Source organism: Xylanibacter ruminicola 23 (assembly GCF_000025925.1).
GTDB classification, from domain to species: Bacteria; Bacteroidota; Bacteroidia; order Bacteroidales; family Bacteroidaceae; genus Prevotella; species Prevotella ruminicola.
In genome coordinates, this window is record NC_014033.1 from 213,303 (window position 1) to 238,152 (window position 24,850).

At 47.5% G+C, this 24,850-nt stretch carries 22 protein-coding genes, 3 tRNA genes and 3 rRNA genes; 23 read left to right on the forward strand and 5 right to left on the reverse strand.

Annotated features, from left to right (window positions below; genetic code table 11):
• The first annotated feature begins 56 nt into the window (after positions 1–56).
• From PRU_RS00835 to PRU_RS00870, 8 genes are read left to right on the forward strand one after another with little or no spacing between them, the layout of a single operon-like run.
• Positions 57–1,418, forward strand: a complete 1,362-nt coding sequence (locus PRU_RS00835; RefSeq protein WP_013063793.1) for an MATE family efflux transporter — start codon at positions 57–59, stop codon at positions 1,416–1,418.
• Positions 1,419–1,424: 6 nt separating this feature from the next.
• A complete protein-coding gene (locus tag PRU_RS00840) occupies positions 1,425–2,042 on the forward strand; it encodes a cytidylate kinase-like family protein (protein WP_013064578.1) in 618 nt (205 codons plus the stop codon).
• The gene (locus PRU_RS00845; protein WP_013063538.1) at positions 2,039–2,530 is read left to right on the forward strand and encodes a metallophosphoesterase family protein; all 492 of its coding nucleotides are present in this window, start codon (positions 2,039–2,041) and stop codon (positions 2,528–2,530) included. The genes PRU_RS00840 and PRU_RS00845 overlap by 4 nt, the downstream gene beginning before the upstream one ends.
• 14 nt (positions 2,531–2,544) lie before the next feature.
• Positions 2,545–3,681, forward strand: a complete 1,137-nt coding sequence (locus PRU_RS00850) for a dTDP-glucose 4,6-dehydratase (RefSeq protein ID WP_013063015.1) — start codon at positions 2,545–2,547, stop codon at positions 3,679–3,681.
• Positions 3,668–3,973, forward strand: a complete 306-nt coding sequence (locus PRU_RS00855; RefSeq protein ID WP_013064158.1) for a sigma factor-like helix-turn-helix DNA-binding protein — start codon at positions 3,668–3,670, stop codon at positions 3,971–3,973. The genes PRU_RS00850 and PRU_RS00855 overlap by 14 nt, the downstream gene beginning before the upstream one ends.
• Positions 3,970–5,175, forward strand: coding sequence for a formate-dependent phosphoribosylglycinamide formyltransferase (purT, locus tag PRU_RS00860; protein ID WP_013064919.1), 1,206 nt, complete (start codon positions 3,970–3,972; stop codon positions 5,173–5,175). The genes PRU_RS00855 and purT overlap by 4 nt, the downstream gene beginning before the upstream one ends.
• 17 nt (positions 5,176–5,192) lie before the next feature.
• The gene (locus tag PRU_RS00865) at positions 5,193–5,606 is read left to right on the forward strand and encodes a sugar 3,4-ketoisomerase (RefSeq protein ID WP_013065346.1); all 414 of its coding nucleotides are present in this window, start codon (positions 5,193–5,195) and stop codon (positions 5,604–5,606) included.
• A complete protein-coding gene (locus PRU_RS00870) occupies positions 5,594–6,529 on the forward strand; it encodes a GNAT family N-acetyltransferase (protein WP_013063749.1) in 936 nt (311 codons plus the stop codon). The genes PRU_RS00865 and PRU_RS00870 overlap by 13 nt, the downstream gene beginning before the upstream one ends.
• A gap of 61 nt (positions 6,530–6,590) precedes the next feature.
• On the opposite strand, the gene PRU_RS00875 is transcribed toward PRU_RS00870, so the two are convergent.
• From PRU_RS00875 to PRU_RS00885, 3 genes are read right to left on the reverse strand one after another with little or no spacing between them, the layout of a single operon-like run.
• Positions 6,591–7,184, reverse strand: coding sequence for a LutC/YkgG family protein (locus PRU_RS00875; RefSeq protein WP_013064176.1), 594 nt, complete (start codon positions 7,182–7,184; stop codon positions 6,591–6,593).
• A gap of 30 nt (positions 7,185–7,214) precedes the next feature.
• Positions 7,215–8,585, reverse strand: a complete 1,371-nt coding sequence (locus tag PRU_RS00880; RefSeq protein ID WP_013065339.1) for a lactate utilization protein B — start codon at positions 8,583–8,585, stop codon at positions 7,215–7,217.
• A 33-nt stretch (positions 8,586–8,618) separates the two neighbouring features.
• Complete coding sequence (locus tag PRU_RS00885; RefSeq protein ID WP_013065657.1) at positions 8,619–9,356, reverse strand: (Fe-S)-binding protein; 738 nt, start codon at positions 9,354–9,356, stop codon at positions 8,619–8,621.
• 185 nt (positions 9,357–9,541) lie between these two features.
• On the opposite strand from PRU_RS00885, the gene PRU_RS00890 reads away from it, so the two are divergent.
• The 7 genes from PRU_RS00890 to PRU_RS00920 all read left to right on the forward strand — a co-directional run bounded on the left by PRU_RS00890 (position 9,542) and on the right by PRU_RS00920 (position 16,601).
• The gene (locus tag PRU_RS00890; protein WP_013063460.1) at positions 9,542–10,261 is read left to right on the forward strand and encodes a Bax inhibitor-1/YccA family protein; all 720 of its coding nucleotides are present in this window, start codon (positions 9,542–9,544) and stop codon (positions 10,259–10,261) included.
• A 344-nt stretch (positions 10,262–10,605) separates the two neighbouring features.
• A 16S ribosomal RNA gene (locus tag PRU_RS00895) occupies positions 10,606–12,135 on the forward strand.
• A gap of 129 nt (positions 12,136–12,264) precedes the next feature.
• Positions 12,265–12,338 (forward strand) — tRNA-Ile (locus PRU_RS00900).
• Between the two features lie 25 nt (positions 12,339–12,363).
• Positions 12,364–12,437, forward strand: a tRNA-Ala gene (locus PRU_RS00905).
• Between the two features lie 191 nt (positions 12,438–12,628).
• Positions 12,629–15,526, forward strand: a 23S ribosomal RNA gene (locus tag PRU_RS00910).
• 82 nt (positions 15,527–15,608) lie between these two features.
• Positions 15,609–15,721 (forward strand): 5S ribosomal RNA (gene rrf, locus PRU_RS00915).
• Together the 16S, 23S and 5S rRNA genes with 2 tRNA genes alongside form the textbook arrangement of a ribosomal RNA operon.
• A gap of 67 nt (positions 15,722–15,788) precedes the next feature.
• Positions 15,789–16,601 carry an alpha/beta hydrolase gene (locus PRU_RS00920; RefSeq protein ID WP_013065376.1) on the forward strand — a complete coding sequence of 271 codons (813 nt, stop codon included), beginning with the start codon at positions 15,789–15,791 and terminating at the stop codon, positions 16,599–16,601.
• A 194-nt stretch (positions 16,602–16,795) separates the two neighbouring features.
• On the opposite strand, the gene PRU_RS00925 is transcribed toward PRU_RS00920, so the two are convergent.
• Both PRU_RS00925 and PRU_RS00930 read right to left on the reverse strand, forming a co-directional pair.
• On the reverse strand, positions 16,796–17,422 hold the full coding sequence (locus tag PRU_RS00925; RefSeq protein ID WP_013063019.1) for an AlbA family DNA-binding domain-containing protein: 627 nt from the start codon (positions 17,420–17,422) through the stop codon (positions 16,796–16,798).
• Positions 17,423–17,475: 53 nt separating this feature from the next.
• Positions 17,476–17,549, reverse strand: a tRNA-Thr gene (locus PRU_RS00930).
• Positions 17,550–17,824: 275 nt separating this feature from the next.
• Here PRU_RS00930 and PRU_RS00935 point away from each other — a divergent pair.
• The 8 genes from PRU_RS00935 to PRU_RS00970 all read left to right on the forward strand — a co-directional run bounded on the left by PRU_RS00935 (position 17,825) and on the right by PRU_RS00970 (position 24,850).
• Positions 17,825–18,367 (forward strand): DUF4199 domain-containing protein, encoded by a 543-nt coding sequence (locus tag PRU_RS00935; RefSeq protein ID WP_013063416.1) that lies wholly within the window; start codon positions 17,825–17,827, stop codon positions 18,365–18,367.
• Positions 18,368–18,371: 4 nt separating this feature from the next.
• On the forward strand, positions 18,372–19,328 hold the full coding sequence (locus PRU_RS00940; protein WP_013063969.1) for a glycosyltransferase family 2 protein: 957 nt from the start codon (positions 18,372–18,374) through the stop codon (positions 19,326–19,328).
• Positions 19,325–19,837 (forward strand): DUF6452 family protein, encoded by a 513-nt coding sequence (locus tag PRU_RS00945; protein WP_041385497.1) that lies wholly within the window; start codon positions 19,325–19,327, stop codon positions 19,835–19,837. Before PRU_RS00940 ends, PRU_RS00945 begins: the two co-directional genes overlap by 4 nt.
• A complete protein-coding gene (locus tag PRU_RS00950) occupies positions 19,788–20,477 on the forward strand; it encodes a DUF6048 family protein (protein ID WP_033149357.1) in 690 nt (229 codons plus the stop codon). The genes PRU_RS00945 and PRU_RS00950 overlap by 50 nt, the downstream gene beginning before the upstream one ends.
• Positions 20,478–20,484: 7 nt before the next feature.
• Positions 20,485–21,510: an FAD:protein FMN transferase gene (locus tag PRU_RS00955; protein ID WP_013064504.1), complete on the forward strand. Its 1,026-nt coding sequence runs from the start codon at positions 20,485–20,487 to the stop codon at positions 21,508–21,510.
• Positions 21,511–21,516: 6 nt separating this feature from the next.
• Positions 21,517–22,194 carry a Crp/Fnr family transcriptional regulator gene (locus PRU_RS00960; protein WP_013064931.1) on the forward strand — a complete coding sequence of 226 codons (678 nt, stop codon included), beginning with the start codon at positions 21,517–21,519 and terminating at the stop codon, positions 22,192–22,194.
• A gap of 132 nt (positions 22,195–22,326) precedes the next feature.
• A complete protein-coding gene (locus tag PRU_RS00965) occupies positions 22,327–24,441 on the forward strand; it encodes a M3 family metallopeptidase (RefSeq protein ID WP_013063364.1) in 2,115 nt (704 codons plus the stop codon).
• Complete coding sequence (locus PRU_RS00970; RefSeq protein WP_013065511.1) at positions 24,413–24,850, forward strand: deoxycytidylate deaminase; 438 nt, start codon at positions 24,413–24,415, stop codon at positions 24,848–24,850. Before PRU_RS00965 ends, PRU_RS00970 begins: the two co-directional genes overlap by 29 nt.

Consider the following 24,850-nt stretch of genomic DNA (forward strand, 5'->3'; position numbering starts at 1 on the left):
ATCTTATCTCGGAAAATATTCGTACCTTTGCAGCGTTTTAATAAATATGTACGCGAATGAGTGATAACAAACAAGCCGCTTTGGCATTAGGAACGAAACCCGTAGGGCAATTGCTGTGGCAGTATGCCCTGCCTGCAATCGTGGCCATGTCGGCTTCGAGTCTCTATAATATCATCGACCGTGCTATGATTGGTCAGATAGTAGGCCCCGAGGCTATTGCAGGCTTGGGCATTACCTTCCCCTTTATGAACCTGAGTGCAGCCTTTGGTGCAGCAGTAGGTGTGGGATCGAGTGCCAGCATTAGCGTAAAGCTGGGACAGAAGGATTATCCTACAGCGCAGAATCTGTTAGGTAATACCCTGACGCTGAACCTGATTATTGGTTTCTCGTTCATGGTTATCTGTCTGCTTTTCCTGGATCCCATCCTGTATTTCTTCGGTGCCAGCGAAGTAACACTGCCTTATGCACGCGAGTTTATGACCGTTATCCTGCTGGGTAACGTAATGACCCACATGTATTTTGGTATGAACGCTGTGCTGCGTGCAGCAGGCAAACCCAAACATGCCATGTACTCGGTGCTGTTTACAGTGGGCATGAACATATTGCTGGTGCTGGCGTTTGTATGGTGGTTCCGTTGGGGCATCCGTGGTGCAGCTTTGGCTACCGTAACATCGCAAACGATTGCTATGTGCTGGCAGTTGTGGCTATTCTCGAACAAGAACGAGATGCTGCACCTGAAACGCGGCATCTATAAACTGAAGAAACGATTGGTAAGCAATATCATTGCTATCGGTATATCGCCATTCCTGATGAACGTTACATCGTGTGTAATCGTGATTTTCATGAACAACCAGTTTGTTCGCTATGGTGGCGATATGGCTGTGGGTGCCTACTCGATAGCCAACTCGGTGGTGATGATGTTCTTTATGTTTGTAATGGGTGTGTGCCAAGGTATGCAGCCTATCGTGGGCTATAATTACGGTGCCGAGAAGTACGACCGCATGTTGCGATGCCTGTTTATGGCCATCGGATGTGCTACAACTATCCTGCTGGTAGGTTGGATACTGTCAATGCTCTTCCCCCGCGAGATTGCTCGCATCTTTACCACCGACGAAACACTTATAGAACTGTCGGCCACGGGTATCAAACTGGATATGCTGGTATTCTTCGTGGTAGGTGCGCAGGCTACCATCACACATTTCTTCCAGAGCATCGGAAAAGTAAAGGTTTCGATATTCCTCTCGCTGTCGCGACAGCTCTTCTTGCTGCTACCGATGGCGTATGTGTTCCCGCTGATATGGGGGCTCGACGGTGTGTGGTATTCGATGCCAGCCAGCGACTTCCTGTCGTTTGCGATGACAATACCCTTGCTGATGTGGTATATGAAGAAATTTAAAGCTGCGAATGCGAATAACTAAAGAATAATGAAACATATTATTATTAACGTAGGCAGACAGGTTGGTGCTGGCGGACAGGAAATAGGACGCATGCTGGCCAAGGACTTTGAAGCGAAGTATTATGATCGCGAGTTGCTGAATTTGGCTGCTAAAGAGAGTGGATTCTCAGAGAAGTTCTTTAAACAGAACGATGAGAAGAAAGGCTTTTTGCGTGGATTGCTGAATGTGCAAACACCACATTTTATGGGTGGCAACTTGTACGGTTCGAACTTCTCGCAGGAGAGCCTTTTTAAGTTTCAGAGCGATGCCATCCAAAAGGCAGCCAGCGAGGGCAGTTGCGTGTTCATGGGCCGTTGTGCCGACTACATTCTGCGAGATTTCGAGAATGTGGTGAACGTGTTTATCACCGCCTCGATGGACTTCCGCGTAGATATCGTATCAAAAGTAAAACAGTTGGATGCTGAGCAAGCCCGTAAACTGATTGAGCATGTGGAAGCCCGTCGTGCGCAATACTATAATTACTATACTGGTAAGAAGTGGGGCGCTGCTGAAAGCTACGACCTGTGCGTGGATGCCAGTTTGCTGGGACTTGAAGAAACCGAGAAACTGATTGCCGATTTTATTCGCAAGCGTTTTGGATTATGAAGAGAATAGGCATACTGAGCGATACTCACAGCTATTGGGACGATAAGTATCTGCACTACTTTGAACCCTGCGACGAAATTTGGCATGCTGGCGATATCGGTAGTGTAGAGGTGGCCGAGAAGTTGGCTGCATTCCGTCCCTTCCGAGCTGTATGTGGAAACTGTGATGGGGGCGACTTGAGACTGATGTATCGCGAGCTGAACCGATTTAAGTGCGAGGATGTAGATGTGCTGATTAAGCATATTGGCGGTTATCCTGGCAACTACGATCCCAGTGTTCGCTCTACGCTCTATGCCATGCCGCCACAGCTGTTTGTGGCAGGACACTCGCACATACTGAAAGTGAAATATGACAAAACCCTGAATCTGCTGCACATAAACCCAGGTGCCGCTGGAATACAGGGATGGCATAAAGACAGAACCCTGGTCCGCCTTACCATCGACGGAAAAGAATTTAAAGATTTAGAAGTTATAACATTAGGAGATTAAAAAAATATATAGATATGAAAAGAACTATCGTTATTACTGGAGGTGCAGGCTTTATTGGAAGTCATGTAGTGCGCCTGTTTGTGAACAAGTATCCCGAGTATCACATTATTAACCTCGACAAGTTGACTTATGCTGGTAACTTGGCTAACCTGAAAGATATCGAGAACAAACCCAACTACGAGTTTGTGAAGATGGATATCTGTGACTTTGATGCTTTCTACAAGCTGATGCAGGATAAGAAGGTTGACGGTATCATTCACCTGGCTGCTGAGAGTCATGTTGACCGTTCGATTAAGGATCCATTTACATTCGCCAAGACCAACGTGATGGGAACCTTGAGCCTGTTGCAGGCTGCCAAGTTGTATTGGGAGAGTCTGCCCGAGAAGTACGAGGGTAAGCGCTTCTATCACATCAGTACTGATGAGGTGTATGGCGCATTGGAACTGACACACCCCGAGGGTATCGAGCCTCCATTCACAACTACCGCATCAAGCTCAGAGCACCATCTGGCTTACGGCGATAAGTTCTTCCTGGAGACAACCAAGTACAATCCTCACTCACCATATTCGGCTTCGAAGGCTTCTAGCGACCACTTTGTTCGTGCATTCCACGATACCTATGGCATGCCTGTAGTAGTAACCAACTGCTCGAACAACTACGGTCCTTACCAGTTCCCCGAAAAGCTGATTCCATTGTTCATCAACAATATCCGTCATCGCAAGCCTCTGCCTGTTTACGGTAAGGGCGAGAACGTACGCGACTGGCTGTATGTTGAGGACCACGCTCGTGCTATCGACGTGATTTTCCACGAGGGTAAGATTGCTGATACCTATAATATCGGTGGCTTTAACGAGTGGAAGAACATTGATATCATCAAGGTGGTGATTAAGACCGTCGACCGCTTGCTGGGTCGTAAGGAAGGCGAGGATATGGACCTGATTACCTTCGTTACCGACCGTGCCGGACACGATTTGCGTTATGCTATCGACAGCTCAAAACTCCAGAAGGAACTGGGTTGGGAGCCTTCTCTGCAGTTCGAAGAGGGAATCGAGAAAACCGTTCGCTGGTATCTCGACAATCAGGAGTGGCTGGATAATGTAACCAGCGGCGATTATCAGAAGTATTACGATAATATGTATGCCAACAGATAACTTAACTAAAGAACTCCACTCGTATCTGGTGCGTATTGGTATCAATCCCACCAGCGTTACTCCCCAGATGGAGCACTATCTGGAGCATCTGCTCTACTTGTTGCCACCTGAGGAAGAGGAGGCTGTGACGCATTACTATGGACTGTTTGGCTGCGAACGCAAATCGTTGCAGGAGATAGCCAAGGAGCTGAAGATGAGTCAGGAAGATGCTATGGCGCGTATCGACCAGTGCGTACGCAAGTTGGCTGTAACGCCCGAGTGGCAAATGTTGAAACAAACAATAGAAAAATGAAAAAGATTCTGCTTTTAGGCTCAGGAGAACTCGGTAAGGAGTTCGTGATAGCCGCCATGCGTGCAGGCCAGTATGTGATTGCCTGCGATCGTTACGACAATGCGCCAGCCATGCAGGTGGCTGATGAGCGCGAAGTATTCTCAATGCTCGATGGCGATGCTCTTGAGGCTGTGGTAAACAAGCACAAGCCCGATATCATCGTGCCTGAGATTGAGGCTATACGTACCGAACGACTGTTTAAGTTCGAGGAGCAGGGTATCCAGGTGGTTCCATCTGCCCGCGCCGTAAACTTTACAATGAACCGTCGTGCTATCCGCGATCTGGCATCGAAGGAACTGGGACTGCGCACAGCAAAATATTTCTATGCCAAGACCTTTGATGAGTTCAAGGCTGCAGCCGATGAGATTGGATTCCCATGTGTTGTTAAGCCATTGATGTCGTCATCTGGTCACGGTCAGAGCTATGTACACAACGACGACGAGCTGGAGCAGGCCTTTAAGGAGGCTATGGAAGGTAGTCGTGGCGATGTGAAAGAGGTAATTATCGAGGAGTTTATCGACTTTGATTCGGAGTTTACCCTGCTCACCGTTACACAGAAGAATGGTCGGCCCACACTGTTCTGTCCTCCAATCGGACACGTACAGAAGGCAGGCGACTACCGTGAGTCGTGGCAGCCATATAAGATAAGCGATGAGGCTTTGAAGCAGGCACAGATAATGGCCGATAAGGTAACTAAGGCCCTTACTGGTGCTGGTATCTGGGGCGTTGAGTTCTTCCTGACCAAGCAGGGCGAGGTTATCTTTAGCGAGCTGAGTCCACGTCCGCATGATACTGGTATGGTAACACTCGGACATACCACCAACCTGAGTGAGTTTGAGTTGCATTTCCGTGCCGTAATGGGAATGCCTATACCCGCAATTCATCTTGAGCATGCTGGTGCATCGGCTGTAATTCTCTCACCAAAGGAGGCTTCTACGCCTGTCGATCGCTCATTACTCGACTACAACTTCGACGAGGCACTGAAGGAGGATCGCACACGTATCCGTATCTTCGGTAAACCCGAGGCCCATAAGGGTCGTCGTATGGGTGTAGTACTCTGTTACGGTGAGGTTGGCGACGATGTAAATGCGCTGCGCGACAAAGCTAAGCGTCTGGCTAAGACCGTACTGGGTACCGATCCATACACTAAGTTTGAACACTAAACATGTGTAACTATTGAATGAACCGCTTAGAGGTTAAAATCATAGATTTGCCCAGGATCACTGATCCGCGTGGCAATCTGACGTTTGCTGAAGCGCAGGCTATGATTCCCTTCGATATCAAGCGCGCCTATTGGGTATATGATGTACCTGGTGGTGAGAGTAGGGGAGGGCATGCGCATAAAAAGCTCCGTCAGTTTGTGATTGCTCTAAGCGGTTCGTTTCATGTAACGTTGGATAATGGTTACGAACGCAAGACTGTGTTACTGAATCATCCTTGGCAAGGCTTGCTGATCGATACCAATATCTGGCGAACACTTGATGATTTCTCTTCGGGCGGCGTATGTCTGGTTCTGGCTTCGGAACATTACGACGAGGATGATTACATCTATGATTACGACGAATTCTTGAAATACATCGGATGTTCGAAATAAAACGATACACACCCGACTTGGCCACCGAATGGAACCAGTTCGTGGCTACATCGAAGAACGGCACTTTCCTCTTCGATCGTAACTATATGGACTATCATGCTGACCGATTCACAGATTTCTCGCTGATGATTTATCGCCGAGGAAAACTCTATGCGTTGCTGCCCGGTAATGTGGATGGCGATACGTTTTATTCGCATCAGGGCTTAACGTACGGCGGACTGCTCATGAACGGCAAGGCTACAGCTGCCGATGTTGTTGAGATATTTAAACTATTGGCAGAAAAATGGCGCTCAATGGGTTTAAAGAAAGTGGTGTATAAACCTGTGCCTTGGATATATCACGAGCAACCTTCGGAAGAAGATCTTTATGCTATCGTTGAGGTTTTCGATGTGCGTATTACACGTAGTTTATCTACAACCATCTCCCGTGAGCAGCCAAATACGTGGTATCGTATCAGAAAAAGTGGGGCAGAAAAGGCCCTGCAGGCAGGTGTGGTGATCGAGGAAACCGAGGACTATCAGCCTTTCTGGAAAATTCTGTCGGCTAATCTGCAAGAGCGATATAGCCTGAAACCTGTGCATACACTCGATGAAATAATGTTGTTGCACGAGCGTTTTCCTGAGCAAATACGTTTGTTTGTTGCAAAAGAAGATTGCGAAACCATTGGTGGTTGTGTGCTTTATCTTACTAATCAGGTGGTTCATTCGCAATACATTGCAGCCAACCCAAGGGGGAGAGAGTTGCATGCACTCGATGGATTGTTTGAGCAGGTGATCAGTCTGTCTTTTTGTAATCATCGATTTTTTGATTTTGGTATCTCAACCGAAAATCAAGGTACATATTTGAATAAACAATTGATTTATCAGAAGGAGGGTTTTGGAGGGCGTGGCATTTGCTACGATTGGTATAAATGGTCACTTTGATATCACAAAAAAGAGGTCGATGTGATAATCGACCTCCTGAATGTGTTTAATGCTTATACCTTTATTCTGGCAGTAGTAATACGGTGGCGCTTCGGGCCGCTTGGGCACCCATCACCAGTACTTGTGCAATATCTGCCGTTTTCGACGGTCCGCTGATAAACGTACCATATCCATCGTATTCGTTATCAAACTCAATGCGCTTGTAAGCCTCGTGCATGTTGTTTACAATCTGACTCTTAGGTAGCAGGATGATCAGATTCTCGGAGATGAAGCAAACGGCTTTCTCCTTCATGGTTTGTGGAATCCAGATGCACGCGTTTTCTGCTACACCAAATTTACCTCGGATAATGCCAACATCTGTGCCGTTAAGATCGCGGGCTCTGCCAACAGTATCAGGATTTCTAGTGGCGATGGTTATCTCTGGCAGATTTGAGGCAATCTCCTTGGCGTCAGGAAACAACTCCTTGATAAGCACGTTGATATCGCGGCCAGGATCAACTTCTATCACTTGTCCGCCTACCATCTCTGTCATCTTCACAAACTGAACCAGTGGGTTGGGGTAGGTGGTTGCTTTGATATCACTCAAATCGGGCATGTCGTATTTCTCTCTCACATTCGCCCTGTATCTCTTCAGAATATCGTCTTTGTTACTCATAACTTAATGTTCAATATTCAATGTTCAAAGTTATTTCACTTTTCCTTTCTTCCATAGCGAGTGGAATGTTTCCTTAGGGAATTCCATCATCTTATGCCCCTCGGCCCATGGATTCATGCCGCAGTTGATAAGTGGCGATGGAATGAGGTTGGCCCAATGAGCCAAAGCCGTACCAAGATTGTAAACGCCCTCGTTGCCATATACCATACTCATGCCCTTACACATCATCTTCTTTTGCGGGTTAGCAGTACCGAACTCGTCTAACTGCTGGCGCCACATGTAAATCTGGTCGCCTAAGTTTACCTTGGCTGGGCAGAGCGTCTGACATGAGTTACACAGGGTGCAGGCACTAACATTACCGGAATGCTTTTGTGGATCGCGAAGCATACCAAGGTTAATGCCGATGGGACCTGGGATGAAGTAGCTGTACGAATAGCCGCCACTACGACGATAAACAGGACAGGTGTTCATACACGATCCGCAACGAATACACTTAAGTGCTTCCCAATGCTCAGGGTTACCAATCCACTCGCTGCGTCCGTTATCAACCAGCACAATGTGCATGGGGTTCGCAGTAGGACGTGCCTTTCGGAAATGCGAGGTGAACGTAGTGGTAGGCTGGCCCGTTCCAGCTCTACAAAGCATGCGCTGGAACACGGCTAAGCAATCGTAATTAGGAATAATCTTCTCCAATCCGATAGCAGCAATGTGCAGTTTGGGACATGAAGTCGACATGTCGGCATTACCCTCGTTGGTACAAACCACGATATCGCCTGTTTCTGCGATACCAAAGTTGGCGCCCGTCATACCAGCATCTGCGGTAAGAAACTCGTTGCGCAGACTCAATCGGGCTACATAAGTAAGGTACGTGGGATCGTGGTTGCCCTTCTCGCTGCCAAGTTTCTCCTCGAATAGTTCGCCTACATCGTCGTGGTTCAGGTGGATAGCTGGCATCACGATATGGCTCGGTGCCTGACCTTTCAGCTGGATGATGCGTTCGCCCAGGTCGGTCTCAACCACCTCAATACCATGCTGCTCCAGGTACGGATTCATCTCGCACTCCTCTGTCAACATCGACTTCGATTTAACGAGTTTCTTGACGTTATGGTTTTTCAGGATACCATATACGATTTCGTTGAATTCGTGCGCATCTTTGGCCCAATGCACAATACAACCATTTTCTTCGGCCTTTGTGGCAAACTGGTCAAGATACTCGTCCAAATGGGTGATGGTATGGCGCTTGATGGCGCTGGCCTTCTCGCGTAGTTGCTCCCATTCATCAAGTCCGTATGCCATATTGTCACGTTTGGTGCGTACTGCCCAGAAAGTGGCGTCGTGCCATTTTGCGTATGTCTGGTTCTTCAAGAACTCCTTCGCTGCGTTACTATGTGCTGTACTCATAACTCTTAATTTTCAATTCTCAATTTTCAATTATTAAAGTCCTGCTGCTAAGATCTCTACCACATGCTTGAACTCCACATCCAAACCTTGCTTCTTGGCAATACCTGCCATGTGCATCAGGCACGAGCAGTCGGGACCGGTTATGAATCGTGCACCGGTTTTCTTGTGGCGCTGCACTTTATCTATACCCATCTGCTCGCTAATGGCTGTTTCCTCAACCGAGAACATACCGCCAAAACCGCAACATTCGTCAGGGCGCTCAGGCTCTAATACCTGTATGCCCTCTACAAGGTTCAACAAATCCTTGATTTTATTGAACTTGGGGATATTCTCCTCGCTAGGCGAGCTCAGCCCCAATTCTCTCACGCCGTGACAAGAGTTGTGTAAACTAACCTTGTGCGGGAAGGTGCCTAATGGATGGTTGACCTTCACCACATCGTGCAGGAATTCAACAACATCCATCGCTTTCTTGGCAGTCTCGCACTCCGTTTTACCTTTCAATAAGCGGGGATAGTTTAGCTTTATAAACGCAGTACAACTAACCGAGGGCGATACCACATAGTCGAAACCTTTGAATTTCTCTTCAAACTTTTCGGCAAGTGGGATAGCTTGTCCCTCAAATCCGGCATTAGCCATCGGTTGTCCGCAGCAGGTCTGGTTTAGCGGGTAGTCCACATCCAGCCCTAGATGCTTTAATAGTTTGTAAGTGGCTATTCCTACCTGAGGATAAACCACGTCAACATAGCAGGGAATAAATAAACCGATCTTCATTTTCGTTAGTGTATTATTATATTTGTTTTTTTAGTTATTCATGGGCAAATATAGTGAAAAATTTCCAAAAATACTAATAAATCGGTATTTTTGTTGCTTATTTATGTTTTATTAAAAGTAAATGCTTACCTTTGTGGCATTAAATTTGCGGTAACATTAATGAATCTCGAAATAAAATAATGAGTATGAATTATAACGAATTTAACTTTGATGGTCTGACACGTGAGCGAGAGCTCTCTATGTCGGCTGCTTTCCCCGCATTGATGCGGAAAGTGTATGTATGGATGACGCTGGCTCTTGTGCTTACAGGTGTTACAGCGTATGGTGTGGCTACAAGTCCTGGTATTCTTACCGCCTTGTACTCTAACAGTGTGCTCCTTTGGGGACTGGTAATAGCCGAGTTCGCCATCGTGTTTGGCGTAAGTGCTGCCATTAACCGATTGTCGCTCACTACAGCTACGTTGCTGTTTGTGCTGTATTCGGTTATTAATGGTGCATTGTTCTCGTCTATCTTCATTGTCTATACAATGTCGAGTATCGCCAGCGTATTCTTTATCACTGCTGGTACATTTGCGGTAATGGCACTCATCGGTTATACAACCAAGACCGATCTTTCGTCGATGGGAAAGATTCTCTTCATGGCGCTGATAGGTATTATTATCGCTACTGTTGTGAATATCTTCCTGAAGAGTTCTGGTCTTGAAATGATTGTGAGCTATCTGGGCGTTTTGATATTCGTGGGTCTTACTGCTTACGACTCTCAGAAAATCAAAAATATGCTTTTGATGGCACCCGATGCTGGAGAGGCTGCTCAGAAGATGGCGCTTTTGGGTGCTTTGACCCTCTATTTGGACTTCATAAACCTCTTTATTTATCTGCTGCGTATTTTTGGACGTCGAGAATAGGCTTTTCGCGTACATTATATATAATAAGAGGTAAAAATGCTAAATATGTAAATATTCCCGAAAACTTTCGTGTTTTTGGGAATTTTTTTTCGAAAATATTTGGATGGTATTAAAAAATGTCGTACCTTTGCACCCGCTTTCGCTTAAAAACGATAGCACACTAAGAAAGAGTTCTTTGAAAGATTTACATAGACAGAAGTAGTACAAGAAGCAAGAGCAGAAATGCTCTTGGGTAACAAGAAACAAACCGTTTCAATTTCTTGAATTTGGATAGTTGTTCTGAGACAGATAACTTCTAGTTAATCTAGGTTTTCTAGGTTATCTAGTAAAAGATGCAAATTTTTACAATGAAGAGTTTGATCCTGGCTCAGGATGAACGCTAGCTACAGGCTTAACACATGCAAGTCGAGGGGCATCAGATCGAAAGCTTGCTTTTGATGCTGGCGACCGGCGCACGGGTGAGTAACGCGTATCCAACCTTCCCTATAGTAGAGAATAGCCCGGCGAAAGTCGGATTAATGCTCTATGTTGTATTTAGAGGACATCTGAAGAATACCAAAGGTTTACCGCTATAGGATGGGGATGCGTCTGATTAGGTAGTAGGCGGGGTAACGGCCCACCTAGCCGACGATCAGTAGGGGTTCTGAGAGGAAGGTCCCCCACATTGGAACTGAGACACGGTCCAAACTCCTACGGGAGGCAGCAGTGAGGAATATTGGTCAATGGACGGAAGTCTGAACCAGCCAAGTAGCGTGCAGGATGACGGCCCTATGGGTTGTAAACTGCTTTTATATAGGGATAAAGTCGGGGACGTGTCCCCGTTTGTAGGTACTATATGAATAAGGACCGGCTAATTCCGTGCCAGCAGCCGCGGTAATACGGAAGGTCCAGGCGTTATCCGGATTTATTGGGTTTAAAGGGAGCGCAGGCTGATGATTAAGCGTGACGTGAAATGTAGCCGCTCAACGGCTGAACTGCGTCGCGAACTGGTTATCTTGAGTGAGTTCGATGTTGGCGGAATTCGTGGTGTAGCGGTGAAATGCTTAGATATCACGAAGAACTCCGATTGCGAAGGCAGCCAACAAGGCCTTTACTGACGCTAAAGCTCGAAGGTGCGGGTATCGAACAGGATTAGATACCCTGGTAGTCCGCACGGTAAACGATGGATGCCCGCTGTTTGCGATATACTGTGAGCGGCCAAGAGAAATCGTTAAGCATCCCACCTGGGGAGTACGCCGGCAACGGTGAAACTCAAAGGAATTGACGGGGGCCCGCACAAGCGGAGGAACATGTGGTTTAATTCGATGATACGCGAGGAACCTTACCCGGGCTTGAACTGCCAGCGAACGATTCAGAGATGATGAGGTCCTTCGGGACGCTGGTGGAGGTGCTGCATGGTTGTCGTCAGCTCGTGCCGTGAGGTGTCGGCTTAAGTGCCATAACGAGCGCAACCCTTTTCTTTAGTTGCCATCAGGTAATGCTGGGCACTCTGGAGATACTGCCACCGTAAGGTGTGAGGAAGGTGGGGATGACGTCAAATCAGCACGGCCCTTACGTCCGGGGCTACACACGTGTTACAATGGGGGGTACAGAGAGTCGGATATACGCAAGTATGTTCTAATCCTTAAAGCCTTCCTCAGTTCGGATTGGGGTCTGCAACCCGACCCCATGAAGCTGGATTCGCTAGTAATCGCGCATCAGCCATGGCGCGGTGAATACGTTCCCGGGCCTTGTACACACCGCCCGTCAAGCCATGAAAGCCGGGGGCGCTTGAAGTCCGTGACCGCAAGGATCGGCCTAGAGCGAAACTGGTAATTGGGGCTAAGTCGTAACAAGGTAGCCGTACCGGAAGGTGCGGCTGGAACACCTCCTTTCTGGAGAGAACACTATAATAAAGAATACAAGAAGTTGGTTTGAATCAAAACCCAGTGCTTCTTTACTACCGAAGTTTATAATATAGAGAAAGATGAAGCTGAGCGTTAGTAGAGGCGAAGCTTGAAGCCAGTCCTATAGCTCAGTTGGTTAGAGCGCCACACTGATAATGTGGAGGTCGGCAGTTCAAGTCTGCCTGGGACTACATCTGACTCCGGAACTGAAAAGTTGGGGGATTAGCTCAGTTGGCTAGAGCACTTGCTTTGCAAGCAAGGGGTCATCGGTTCGACTCCGATATTCTCCACTAAGTACAGACAACCTCTGAAATTTAATGTTTCATGTTTAATGTTTAATGTACAACGATCTTTGACATGTTGATACACAAGAAACTGTAAGTAAAAGACTTTGTTTTTAGAAACTGAGTAGATTTTTTGAAAATCTCAATTACAGCTGATAGTATGAGCTACTTTTCGATAGCAATATCGAAAGTAATAGGCGAAAGAAAGTTAGGGCGTCTGGTGGATGCCTTGGCTCTCGGAGGCGATGAAGGACGTGATAAGCTGCGATAAGCCTCGGGTAGGTGCAAATAACCTTTGATCCGAGGATTTCCGAATGGGACAACCCAGCTGGCTGAAGGCCAGTTATCTACACCTAAGTGTAGAGGCAAACGCAGGGAACTGAAACATCTTAGTACCTGTAGGAAGAGAAAATAAACTAATGATTCCCCCAGTAGTGGCGAGCGACCGGGGAATAGCCCAAACCGCATGTGTAGCAATGCATATACGGGGTTGTAGGACCACGCCGTAGTACTTGAATCGTGAGGAGAATCTTCTGGAAAGTTGATCCAAAGAGGGTGAAAGGCCCGTAACCGAAGCGAGACGAGACTTAGTGGTATCCTGAGTAACGCGGAGCACGAGGAATTCTGCGCGAATCTGCCGGGACCATCCGGTAAGGCTAAATACTCCCGAGAGACCGATAGCGTACCAGTACCGTGAGGGAAAGGTGAAAAGCACCCCGAGTAGGGGAGTGAAATAGTACCTGAAACCAGACGCCTACAAGCGGTCGGAGCTAGTTTATCTAGTGACGGCGTGCCTTTTGCATAATGATCCTACGAGTTACCATCACCAGCAAGGTTAAGTATTTAAGATACGTAAGCCGCAGTGAAAGCGAGCCTGAACAGGGCGTCAAGTTGGTGGGGGTAGACGCGAAACCGAGTGATCTACACATGGTCAGGATGAAGTCCCGGTAACACGGGATGGAGGTCCGCACCGATAAGCGTTGAAAAGCTTCCGGATGAACTGTGTGTAGGAGTGAAAGGCCAATCAAACTCGGAGATAGCTCGTACTCCCCGAAAGGCATTTAGGTGCCGCGTCGGATGGTCACCGTGAGAGGTAGAGCGACCGATAGGTCAAGAGGGCTTCACCGCCTATCGAGACCTGACGAACTCCGAATGCTCACGGTCTGCAGTCCGGCAGTAAGGGCATGGGTGCTAAGGTCCGTGCCCGAGAGGAGAAGAATCCAGACCGCCGTCTAAGGTCCCGGAATCCTGTCTGAGTTAGTCTAACGAAGTCTGGTCTCGATGACAGCTAGGATGTTGGCTTGGAAGCAGCCATTCATTCAAAGAGTGCGTAACAGCTCACTAGTCGAGAGACCGGGCGTGGATAATAATCGGGTATAAGACAGGTACCGAAGGCGCGGGATAGCATTAAAAAGTATCGGTAGGGGAGCATTCTTGCGGCGCTGAAGCCATCGGATGACTGGTGGTGGAGCTTCAAGAAAAGCAAATGTAGGAATAAGTAACGATAAGGGGGATGAGATTTCCCCCCGCCGAAAGACTAAGGTTTCCCGGGCGATGTCAATCACCCCGGGGTAAGTCGGGTCCTAAGCATAAGCCGAACGGCGAGGGCGATGGCTGACACGGTTAATATTCCGTGACTTCCATAATGGGCGATTTGTGGTGACGGAGCAGTGACACTGCCGCGCGGCGACGGATGTCCGCGTTGAAGGATGTAGGCGTTGAGGAGTGCAGGCAAATCCACACTCCGAGCTGAACTCTGACAGTACAGGATCCTCTTCGGAGGAACTTGATAGCGCAGGTAATCAGACTCCCGAGAAAAACCGCTAAGCTTAACCATTATGGAACCCGTACCGCAAACGGACACACGTAGTCGGGTAGAATATACTAAGGCGTTGAGAGATTCGCGGTTAAGGAACTAGGCAAACTGACCCTGTAACTTCGGGATAAAGGGTCCTCCAGTAATGGAGGCGCAGAGAATAGGTCCAGGCAACTGTTTAACAAAAACACAGGGCTGTGCAAACTCGAAGGATGAAGTATACAGCCTGACACCTGCCCGGTGCTGGAAGGTTAAGAGGAGATGTCAGTCGCAAGATGAAGCATTGAATTGAAGCCCCAGTAAACGGCGGCCGTAACTATAACGGTCCTAAGGTAGCGAAATTCCTTGTCGGGTAAGTTCCGACCTGCACGAATGGTGTAATGATCCGGACGCTGTCTCAACCGCGAGCTCAGTGAAATTGTAGTATCGGTGAAGATGCCGATTACCCGCGATGGGACGAAAAGACCCCGTGAACCTTTACTACAGCTTAGCACTGACCTTGGTCATCGGATGTGTAGGATAGGCCGGAGGCTTTGAAGCGGGCGCGCCAGCGTTCGTGGAGCCATCCTTGAAATACGGCCCTTCTGCTGCCTGAGGTCTAACTTGCGATGCAAGGACACTGTTTGGTGGGTAGTTTGACTGGGGTGGTCGCCTCCAAAAGCGTAACGGAGGCTTCCAAAGGTGCCCTCGGGCCGATTGGTAACCGGCCTAATAGAGTGCAATGGCATAAGGGCGCTTGACTGGGAGGCAGACATGCCGAGCAGGTAGGAAACTAGGGCATAGTGATCCGGCGGATCCGTATGGAAGGTCCGTCGCTCAAAGGATAAAAGGTACTCCGGGGATAACAGGCTGATCCCCCCCAAGAGCTCATATCGACGGGGTGGTTTGGCACCTCGATGTCGGCTCGTCACATCCTGGGGCTGGAGAAGGTCCCAAGGGTTGGGCTGTTCGCCCATTAAAGTGGCACGCGAGCTGGGTTCAGAACGTCGTGAGACAGTTCGGTCTCTATCTATCGTGGGCGCAGGAGTCTTGCGTGGTGCTGACACTAGTACGAGAGGACCGTGTTGGACAGACCTCCGGTTTACCGGTTGTACCGCCAGGTGCACCGCCGGGTATCCGAGTCTGGATTGGATAAGCGCTGAAAGCATCTAAGTGCGAAGCCAGCCGCAAGATGAGGACTCCATTGAGGGTCGTCATAGACGATGACGTTGATAGGGTGCAGGTGTAAAGACGGTGACGTCAAAGCCGAGCACTACTAATTGCCCGAAATCTTTCGCTTCATGCTGATATTATCAGATGTAGTTGTTTCCAAGAGCAATCTTGAACTACGTTTCTTGTGTCGACAATGTCAATAACCTATATTAGGTGGTTATTGCAGTGGGGTCCCACCTCTTCCCATTCCGAACAGAGAAGTTAAGCCCACCTGCGCCGATGGTACTGCAATGCAATGCGGGAGAGTAGGAAGCCGCCGTCTTTATTTTAACGATAGCCCTGGAGATACACTTCTCTAGGGCTTTTTTATTTTCAAAAACTAACGAACTATGAAGAGATTAAATGTATTAGCCGTATTGCTTCTGATGGTTGTCGCCATCAGTGCACAGAATTACAAAACTGTTTCAAATATCAGTTATACTTCAAAAACTGATGCTTATGCTAAAGAGCGTTTGAAACTGGATGTGTATTACCCAGAAGGCAAGAAAGATTGTCCTGTAATAGTATGGTTTCATGGTGGCGGATTAGAGGCTGGCCAGAAAGAGATTCCACAACGATTAAAGGATAAAGGGTATGTGGTGATAGGTGCTAACTATCGTTTATTGCCTAAAGTTACTGTTGATAAAACGATTGATGATGCTGCCGAAGCTGTTGCTTGGGCTTTTCGTCATGCTAAAGAGTATGGTGGCGATGTGCGAAAAATAGTTGTAACAGGTCACTCTGCAGGCGGCTATCTCGCCATGATGCTTTGTTTAAATAAGGCTTGGCTTAATAACTATCAGGTTGATGCTGACAGTGTTTGGCAGTATATTCCTTTTAGTGGTCAAGCTATTACCCATTATAATGTACGTAAGATGCAGGGCATTCAGCCTTTGCAGCCAACTATCGACCAGTATGCGCCGCTTTATTGGGTGCGTAATGATTGTCCACCATTGGTGTTGATTTGTGGTGATCGTGAGTTGGAATTATATGGTAGATACGATGAGAATCAGTATCTGGCCCGTATGATGAAATTAGTTGGTCACAAACAAACCTATTTGTATGAGATAGATGGTCATGGTCATGGTGGTATGGTAGATCCTGCCTTCCATATTCTTGATACACATATCAAGCAGATGCAGGGACTGCCCGTAAATCCTTGATATGTAGATTCTTATACGTAATGGCTAAGTGTCCCTTAGCCATTACGTTTATTGATATAAATAGCTACACCAATGATGATGAGTGCTACTACTGCAATAATGTGTAATAAATCCATAATGCTTAATATTAATTTGTTTCACGTTGCAAAGATAAATAAATTAACTAAGAAAATGGTGTAGTTTTAAGAAAATCTTTATACAAGGCTGAACAGAAACTGCTGGTTAGTATATTGCCAGCTGACTGTTCCAAAACGGATAAGTCGCGCCAGGAGTGTGATAACCTTGTGGCGTGGTAGGCGTGATTGGCGAACAATCTGGTTAAGTGTTTGCTGTGTGGGCATGGCGTCGAGTAGTTGACGGATTGTGTCATCGTAGGTCATGACAGCTCCTTGGGGTTTCTGTGATTCACGCCACAGGGCCAGGTGCACAGGAGAGACCACAATATTCTCGTCGTTGATGCGGATATATGCTCGTGCCTTACCTTCTGCATCGATGGCGCAAACAGGTTTGCGGGTAGATGGCGGAACGGTAGCAATCACAATGGTACGTCCCTCAATATGATAGGTGTCGAACTTAATGCTTGCTTCGGGCTTGCAGTATTTGTAAGCCGCCTGGTGCATCATGTATATTTCCTCTTCGGAACGGACGCCTGATAGATTTCCATCATCGCGTACGCCTATCAGCAACCGTCCTCCATCGGTATTGGCAAATGCCGATACAGATTTAGCCAGTTTACAGGCGTCAGACACACGGTACTTGAAGTCCTGTTGCTGGTGTTCGCCCTCACGAATGAGGCTATGGATATAACGCTTATCGTCCATACGTCTGAAAATGAAAAGAGGACTGACTAACGTCAATCCTCATATTCAAAACGAGCCTCTTGTCGGATTCGAACCAACGACCCCGAGATTACAAATCACGTGCTCTGGCCAACTGAGCTAAAGAGGCGGGTGGGTAAGCGATCTGCATCGCGCCGCTACAACCTAATACCCTTGCTGCGTTCCCACCCTGGGGGATTCAAAGGGAGCTGGCCGTACAGGACTTACCCGTGTAATTTTAAAGAACTATTTGCTTAAAGCGGGTGCAAAGGTACTACTTTTAATTGAGAATTGAGAATCGAGAATTGAAAAATTTCGTGATTTTAACTATTTTTTTAGGGATTGCCCCCGTTATATGCAGGAAAATGCTTAATTTTGCACCCTGTAAGAGGTAAATGTTAAAAGATGACCGCACCAGAATATGTACAATTAAAGGCTTACGCTCGTCAGGATGGTTTCTTTCTGGCTATCCTTTGGATTGCTAGCTTCGCAAGCTACATTGTTGGCTTGACTAATCAGGTTCTGGCTATGGCTGCTATGCTGATGGCTGTGATGACGCCATTCTTTGTAGCCAACCGCTTGCGCAAATTCCGCGACGAGGGGAGGGAGGGTATTATCTCCTTTGCCCGTAGTTATGCTTATACTATTTTTGTGTTCTTTTATGGAGCCGTGCTGTTGGCAGTGGTTCAGTATCTGTATTTTGCTTATATGGATAATGGCTATCTGGTAAGTTCGTTTGCCAAGATGATGAGCACTGAGGAGGGTAAGGCCATGTTGGAGCAATATGGTATGACCCAAATGGTGGACGAGAGTTTGGCCGAAATGGCTATGACGCGTCCTATCGACTATGCGCTGAATATTCTTACCATCAATATCTCGTTGGGTTTCATTCTTGGTGTGCCCATCGGACTGATTATGCAGCGCAAAAGAATTGAAAATTTGAATTGAAATTATGGATATATCAGTAGTTATACCTCTTTATAATGAGGATGAGTCTATCCCTGAGCTTTATGCGTGGATAGAGCGTGTGATGAAGGCAAACAACTTCAGCTATGAGGTGATTTTCATTAACGATGGTTCTACCGATCGTTCGTGGGAGATTATCTCGGAGCTGAACAAGCAGCAGCCCGGTGTGGTAAAGGGCATCAAGTTCCGCCGAAACTACGGTAAGAGTCCTGCTCTGTATTGTGGTTTTGAGCAGGCTCAGGGCGATGTGGTGATTACCATGGATGCCGACCTTCAGGACTCGCCTGATGAGATCCCAGAGTTGTATCGCATGATTAAGGAAGAGGGCTACGATCTGGTGAGTGGCTACAAGCAGAAACGATACGACCCCATTTCGAAGACTATCCCTACCAAGCTGTTCAATGCTACAGCCCGCAAAATAAGCGGCATTAAGAATCTGCACGACTTTAACTGCGGACTGAAGGCTTATCGCAAGGCAGTAGTAAAGAATATCGAGGTGTATGGCGAGATGCACCGCTATATCCCTTATCTGGCCAAGAATGCTGGATTCAATAAGATTGGCGAGAAGGTGGTACAGCACCAGGCACGTAAGTATGGTTCGTCGAAGTTCATGGGCTTGAACCGCTTTGTGAATGGTTATCTCGACCTGCTCACACTCTGGTTCCTGAGCACATTTGGTAAGAAACCTATGCACGTGTTCGGCTTCCTGGGTACACTGATGTTCTTTATTGGTTTTATTTCTGCAGCTTGGATTGGTGCTGATAAACTGTGGTGCTTGGCTAACCATATCCCCCAGCGATTGGTAACCAATTCACCATTCTTCTACATTGCGCTTACCATGATGCTGATGGGAACACAGCTGTTCCTGACAGGCTTCCTGGGCGATCTGATTAGTCGCTCGTCGAGCGGACGTAATGATTATCAGATAGAGGAGAAGATATGATGAAACGTCTGTTATATCTGTCGTTGGCAGCGCTGATGGTAGCCTGCTCGTCTGTCGATTGTCCTGTCGACCGTACGGTGGCAACTCTTTATCAGATACGCACCAGCGATGGTAATGAGTTAACGATTACTGATACAATGACCATTTCGACCGTTAATGTCGATAATGAGAACGTGGTGCTTTACAGTGGTCGCGACTCTATTATATATAATAAAGGTGTAGGCATTAGTCAGTTTAACTTGCCTATCAGTTACTCGCATCCCGAGGATGTGCTGCTGTTCAAGTTTGAAATAGCCAATACAGATTCGCTGGTACGCGATACCGTATGGATTAAGAAGGACGACTATCCCCATTTCGAATCGGTGGATTGTAATACCACTTTTTTCCACACGCTCACCAATGTGCGCTATACCCGCAACTACATCGACTCAATTGTGATTAATAACCCATCAGTAACCTATGATTCTAAGACGGTTCATTTCTACCTCTATCCTAAGAGCGACGATTAGTATCCTGGTGCTTTCGGCATCGGTGCCAGCTCAGGCTCAGAAGTTTTTCTCGTTCCAGAAAGACTCTGTGCCCATGTTCCGTGGTTTTGCTGTTTCGTTCGATCTGGTTGGAGCGGGACTGATGGCTTTTACTGATAATGGTCAGTACGAAGGTGCCCTGCGTGTTAATTTGCACGACGAGTGGTTCCCGATTATCGAGGCTGGATTGGGACGTGCTAATCACAACGATGATGTAACAAAGATTCACTATAGCACATCGGCTCCTTATTTCCGTATTGGTATCGATAAGAATCTATTGAAGGATAAACACGGTGATAACCGTTTGTATGGTGGTTTGCGTTATGCTTTTACATCGTATAAGGTTGATATTTCGTGCCCTGATTTTACCGATCCCACTTGGAAGTGGCCTACTGGTTATGGTGTGTTAGATGCCCCTTGCAACTACCATTGGATAGAGGCTGTAGTGGGTGTTGATGCCAAGATTTATGGTCCCTTGCATTTGGGCTGGAGCCTGCGCTATAAGCGCCGCATTGCCCATAAGGAAGAGGGCGATTTTGGTAATACTTGGTATGTGCCAGGCTTTGGAATCTTTGGCGATACCCGTCTGGGTGGAACCTTCAATGTGATTATTGATATCTAAGAAACTGATGCAGCAACCCAAGAACAAAAAGCTTTTGTGGCAGTTGCCATTTCTGGTACTGCTGATTGTTGGTACGGTGCTGATTATCCGTCAGCAGCGTAATATGCCTTATCAGAAAAGTGCCGATAAGGTATTCGGAACGTTCTATCACGCTGTGTATCAGTGTGATTCGGATATGACGTATAGCATCAACGCAGAGTTGGCTAAGGTAGATGCCTCGCTGTCACCATTCAATCCCCAATCGATTATCACTGCTGTAAATCAGAATCAGGATGTGCAGCTTAACGATATGTTCCTCGATGTGTACAAATTGGCGATGAACATCTCGAAAGAGACTGATGGTGCTTTTGATATTACTGTTGCCCCGTTGGTTAATGCTTGGGGCTTCGGCTTTAAGAATGGTATCGAGCCCTCGAAACAGCAGGTAGATAGTCTGATGCAGATTATTGGCTATCAGAAGGTTACCCTCGAAAAAGGTAAGATCAGTAAGACCGATGATCGCATCATGCTCGACTGCTCGGCTATTGCCAAGGGTTACGGTACCGATGTAGTGGCCAAACTGCTGCGTAGCAAGGGCGTTAATAACTTTATGATCGAGATTGGTGGCGAGATTGTTACCAGTGGTTTGAACCCCGATCAGAAACCTTGGCGCGTAGGTATTTCTAAGCCTGAGGACGATGTGCAGGGCGCAGGTCAGGAGGTTCAGAGCATTGTGGCTATTACCGATAAGGCGATGGCTACCAGTGGCAACTACCGTAATTTCTACTATAAGGGCGGTAAGAAATACGCCCATACTATCGATCCTAAGACGGGTTATCCCGTTCAGCATAGCATCCTTTCGGCTACGGTGTTTGCTAACACCTGTGCTGTGGCCGATGCCTATGCCACCTCGTTTATGGTGATGGGTGTAGAAAAGGCTAAGCAGGTACTTGCGCAGCACCCTGAACTGATGGCTTATCTGATTTACAGCGATCAGGATGGTAAGAATGCCGTTTGGTATTCGCCCTCGCTTAAGAATAAGATTCAGCAATAAAAGCGTATGGCTGTTCTCCAGATTTTTGATAAGCTGCTGCAGTTCCCTTTGTTCCAGGGTATGAGTCGCGACGATTTGGAGATTGTGGCTGGTCACACCCGTTTCGGATTCTTGAAGTTGAATGCTGGTAAGACCGTGATGAAATCGGGCGATAACTGTCATCAGCTTTATTTCCTGATAAATGGCAGTCTGAAAGTGCGCTCGTTTGCCGACGACTATGGCTATCATGTTGAGGAACAGATTTCGGCTCCTTATATCATTCAGTTGGAGGCGGTGTTTGGCTATAACCAGCGCTACACCCGCGATTTTATAGCCCAGACCGATGTGAACTTCCTGACGCTCGACAAGGAGGAGGTAGTGCGACTTACCGAAGATTTCCTGGTGTTCCGCTTGAATATGATTAACCATTTTGCCACTCAGACGCAGAAGCAGATGCGTCAGGTGTGGTACCGTGCACCCCAGTCGCTCGAGGACCGTGTGGTACGATTCCTTACCCAGCGTTGCTTGTATCCAGCCGGTCATAAAACGTTTAATATCCTGATGACCCGATTGGCCGAGGAGGTGAACGATAGTCGCCTCAATGTGTCGCGTATTCTGAACGATATGCAGCACCGTGGACTGATAGAGTTGAGTCGTGGTAAAATAGAGATTCCTCAGCTCGAACGCCTGCTTTATACCAAGTAGAAACGCCTATTCTTTGCGTTTTCAGCTTTTTTAATGTATTGTTTTGTAAAGTATCGGATTTTTGTCGTAACTTTGCATCGAAAATGCGAGAACGGGCTGCACCGTCCTTGCAATCCGAAAAGAGTTAGTATAATGATAAACGAAAAGAAAGCTAGAACGAACCCGTTCTTTGAACCTTATAACACACCTCACGACACAGCCCCATTCGACCGTATCCGCATGGAAGATTTCGAAGAGGCTATGTTGGAAGGCATCCGTCGCGACGATGAACAGATAGAGCGTATTATCAATAATCCTGCAAAACCTACATTCGACAATACCATTATCAGTGTAGATGACGAGAAGGATAAGGAGGGCTACTACGATCTGCTGGGTCGCGTTTCTACTGTATTCTTTAATTTGCTTTCGGCCGAGACCAACGACGAGATGGATGCGTTGGCTCAGAAGATGAGTCCCATCCTTACCAAGCATGCCAACGATATCCGTTTGAACGAGCGCCTGTTTGAGCGCGTAAAATATGTTCATCAGCATCATCGTAAGCTTACTGCCGAGGAGAAAATGCTGCTTGATAACTGCTACGATGGTTTTGTGCGTAGTGGTGCTCTGCTCGATGCCGCTGGTAAGGAGCGTCTGCGCCAGCTTACCGAAGAGGCTTCGATGCTTGGCTTGCAGTTCTCGCAGAATCTGCTAAAGGAGAACAAGGTCTTTACACTGCATATTACCGACGAGGCTCAACTTGATGGCCTTCCCGATACTGCTCGCGAGGCAGCAGCTTTGGCAGCCAAGGAGCAGCAGAAAGAGGGTTGGGTATTTACACTCGACTTCCCCTCGTATTCGCCCTTTATGACCTACAGCACCCAGCGCGAACTGCGCCGCCAGCTGTATATGGCTAAGAATACGGAGTGTATCCACGATAATACCGAGAATAATCTCGAGATATGTAAGCGACTCATCAACCTGCGTCGCGAACTGGCTCAGTTGCTGGGTCATAAAACTTATGCCGATTACGTGCTCAAGCACCGTATGGCAGGTAATGTGCGCAACGTATATAAGTTGCTTAACAACCTGATTGATGCCTACAAGCCCACAGCCATCAAGGAGGTAGAGGCTATCGAGAAAATGGCACGCAAGCTGGAGGGCAACAACTTTAAGCTCGAGCCATGGGACTTTTCGTTCTATTCGCACAAGCTGCAGCTTCAAAAGTATAATCTCGATGCCGAGATGCTGCGCCCATACTTCGAACTCTCGAAGGTGATTGACGGCGTGTTTGGATTAGCCAATCGTCTGTACGGTATCACCTTTAAGGAGAACAAGGATATCCCCGTTTATCACCCTGATGTAAAGGCTTACGAGGTGTTTGATGAGGATGGCTCGTTCCTGGCTGTATTCTATGCCGATTTCCATCCCCGCAAGGGTAAGCAGGGTGGAGCCTGGATGACCGAATACCAGGGCCAGTGGAAAGAACGTATCGACCAGAAGAAACCTTTTGGCGATGATAATATGCGTAATGTGCGTCCCCACGTCAGTGTGGTGATGAACCTTACTAAACCTACCGAGGAGAAGCCCGCCCTGCTTACATTGGGCGAGGTGGAGACCTTCCTGCACGAGTTCGGACACTCATTGCATGGCATGTTTGCCAACACCCGTTTCGAGAGCCTGAGTGGCACCAACGTGTGGTGGGACTTTGTGGAGCTGCCCTCGCAGTTTATGGAGAATTTCTCGATCGAGAAGGAGTTCCTGCGCACCTTTGCCTTCCACTATCAGACAGGCGAGCCTTTGCCCGATGAACTCATCGACCGCATTGTAAAGAGTCGTAACTTTAATGTGGCTTACGCTTGCATGCGTCAGGTTAGCTTCGGTTTGCTGGATATGGCTTACTACACCCAGAAGGATGAGTTTACAGCCGATATCATTCAGTTCGAGAAGAAGGCTTGGGAGAAAGCCATGGTGCTGCCTCAGTTGCCCGATACCTGTATGACGGTGCAGTTCTCGCACATTATGGCAGGTGGCTATGCCGCTGGCTATTACAGCTACAAGTGGGCCGAGGTGCTCGATGCCGATGCCTTCAGCGTGTTCAAGAAACATGGCATTTTCGACAAGAAGACAGCCAGCAGTTTCCGCGAGAACATCCTGTCGAAAGGTGGTACCGAAAATCCGATGACATTATATAAACGTTTCAAGGGTGGCGAACCCACCATTGACGCATTACTTAAACGAAATGGAATCAAAAAACGACAAGCAAAGTAAACTTGACGTACGCTATCTGCGTATGGCACGTATTTGGGCTGAGAACTCCTACTGCAAGCGCCGTCAGGTTGGTGCGCTGGTGGTAAAGGATAAGATGATTATCAGCGATGGTTACAACGGCACTCCCAGCGGCTTTGAGAACGTGTGTGAGGACGACGACAACGTAACCAAGCCTTACGTGCTGCATGCCGAGGCCAATGCCATTACTAAACTGGCGCGTAGCAATAACAACAGCGATGGCGCCACCATCTACATTACCGCTTCGCCATGCATCGAGTGTGCCAAGCTTATCATCCAGGCTGGTATCAAGCGTGTGGTTTATGGCGAGAAATACCGCCTCACCGATGGCATCGAGCTGCTTGAGCGTGCTGGCATCGAGGTTATCTATATTGGATTAGAAGATAAATAA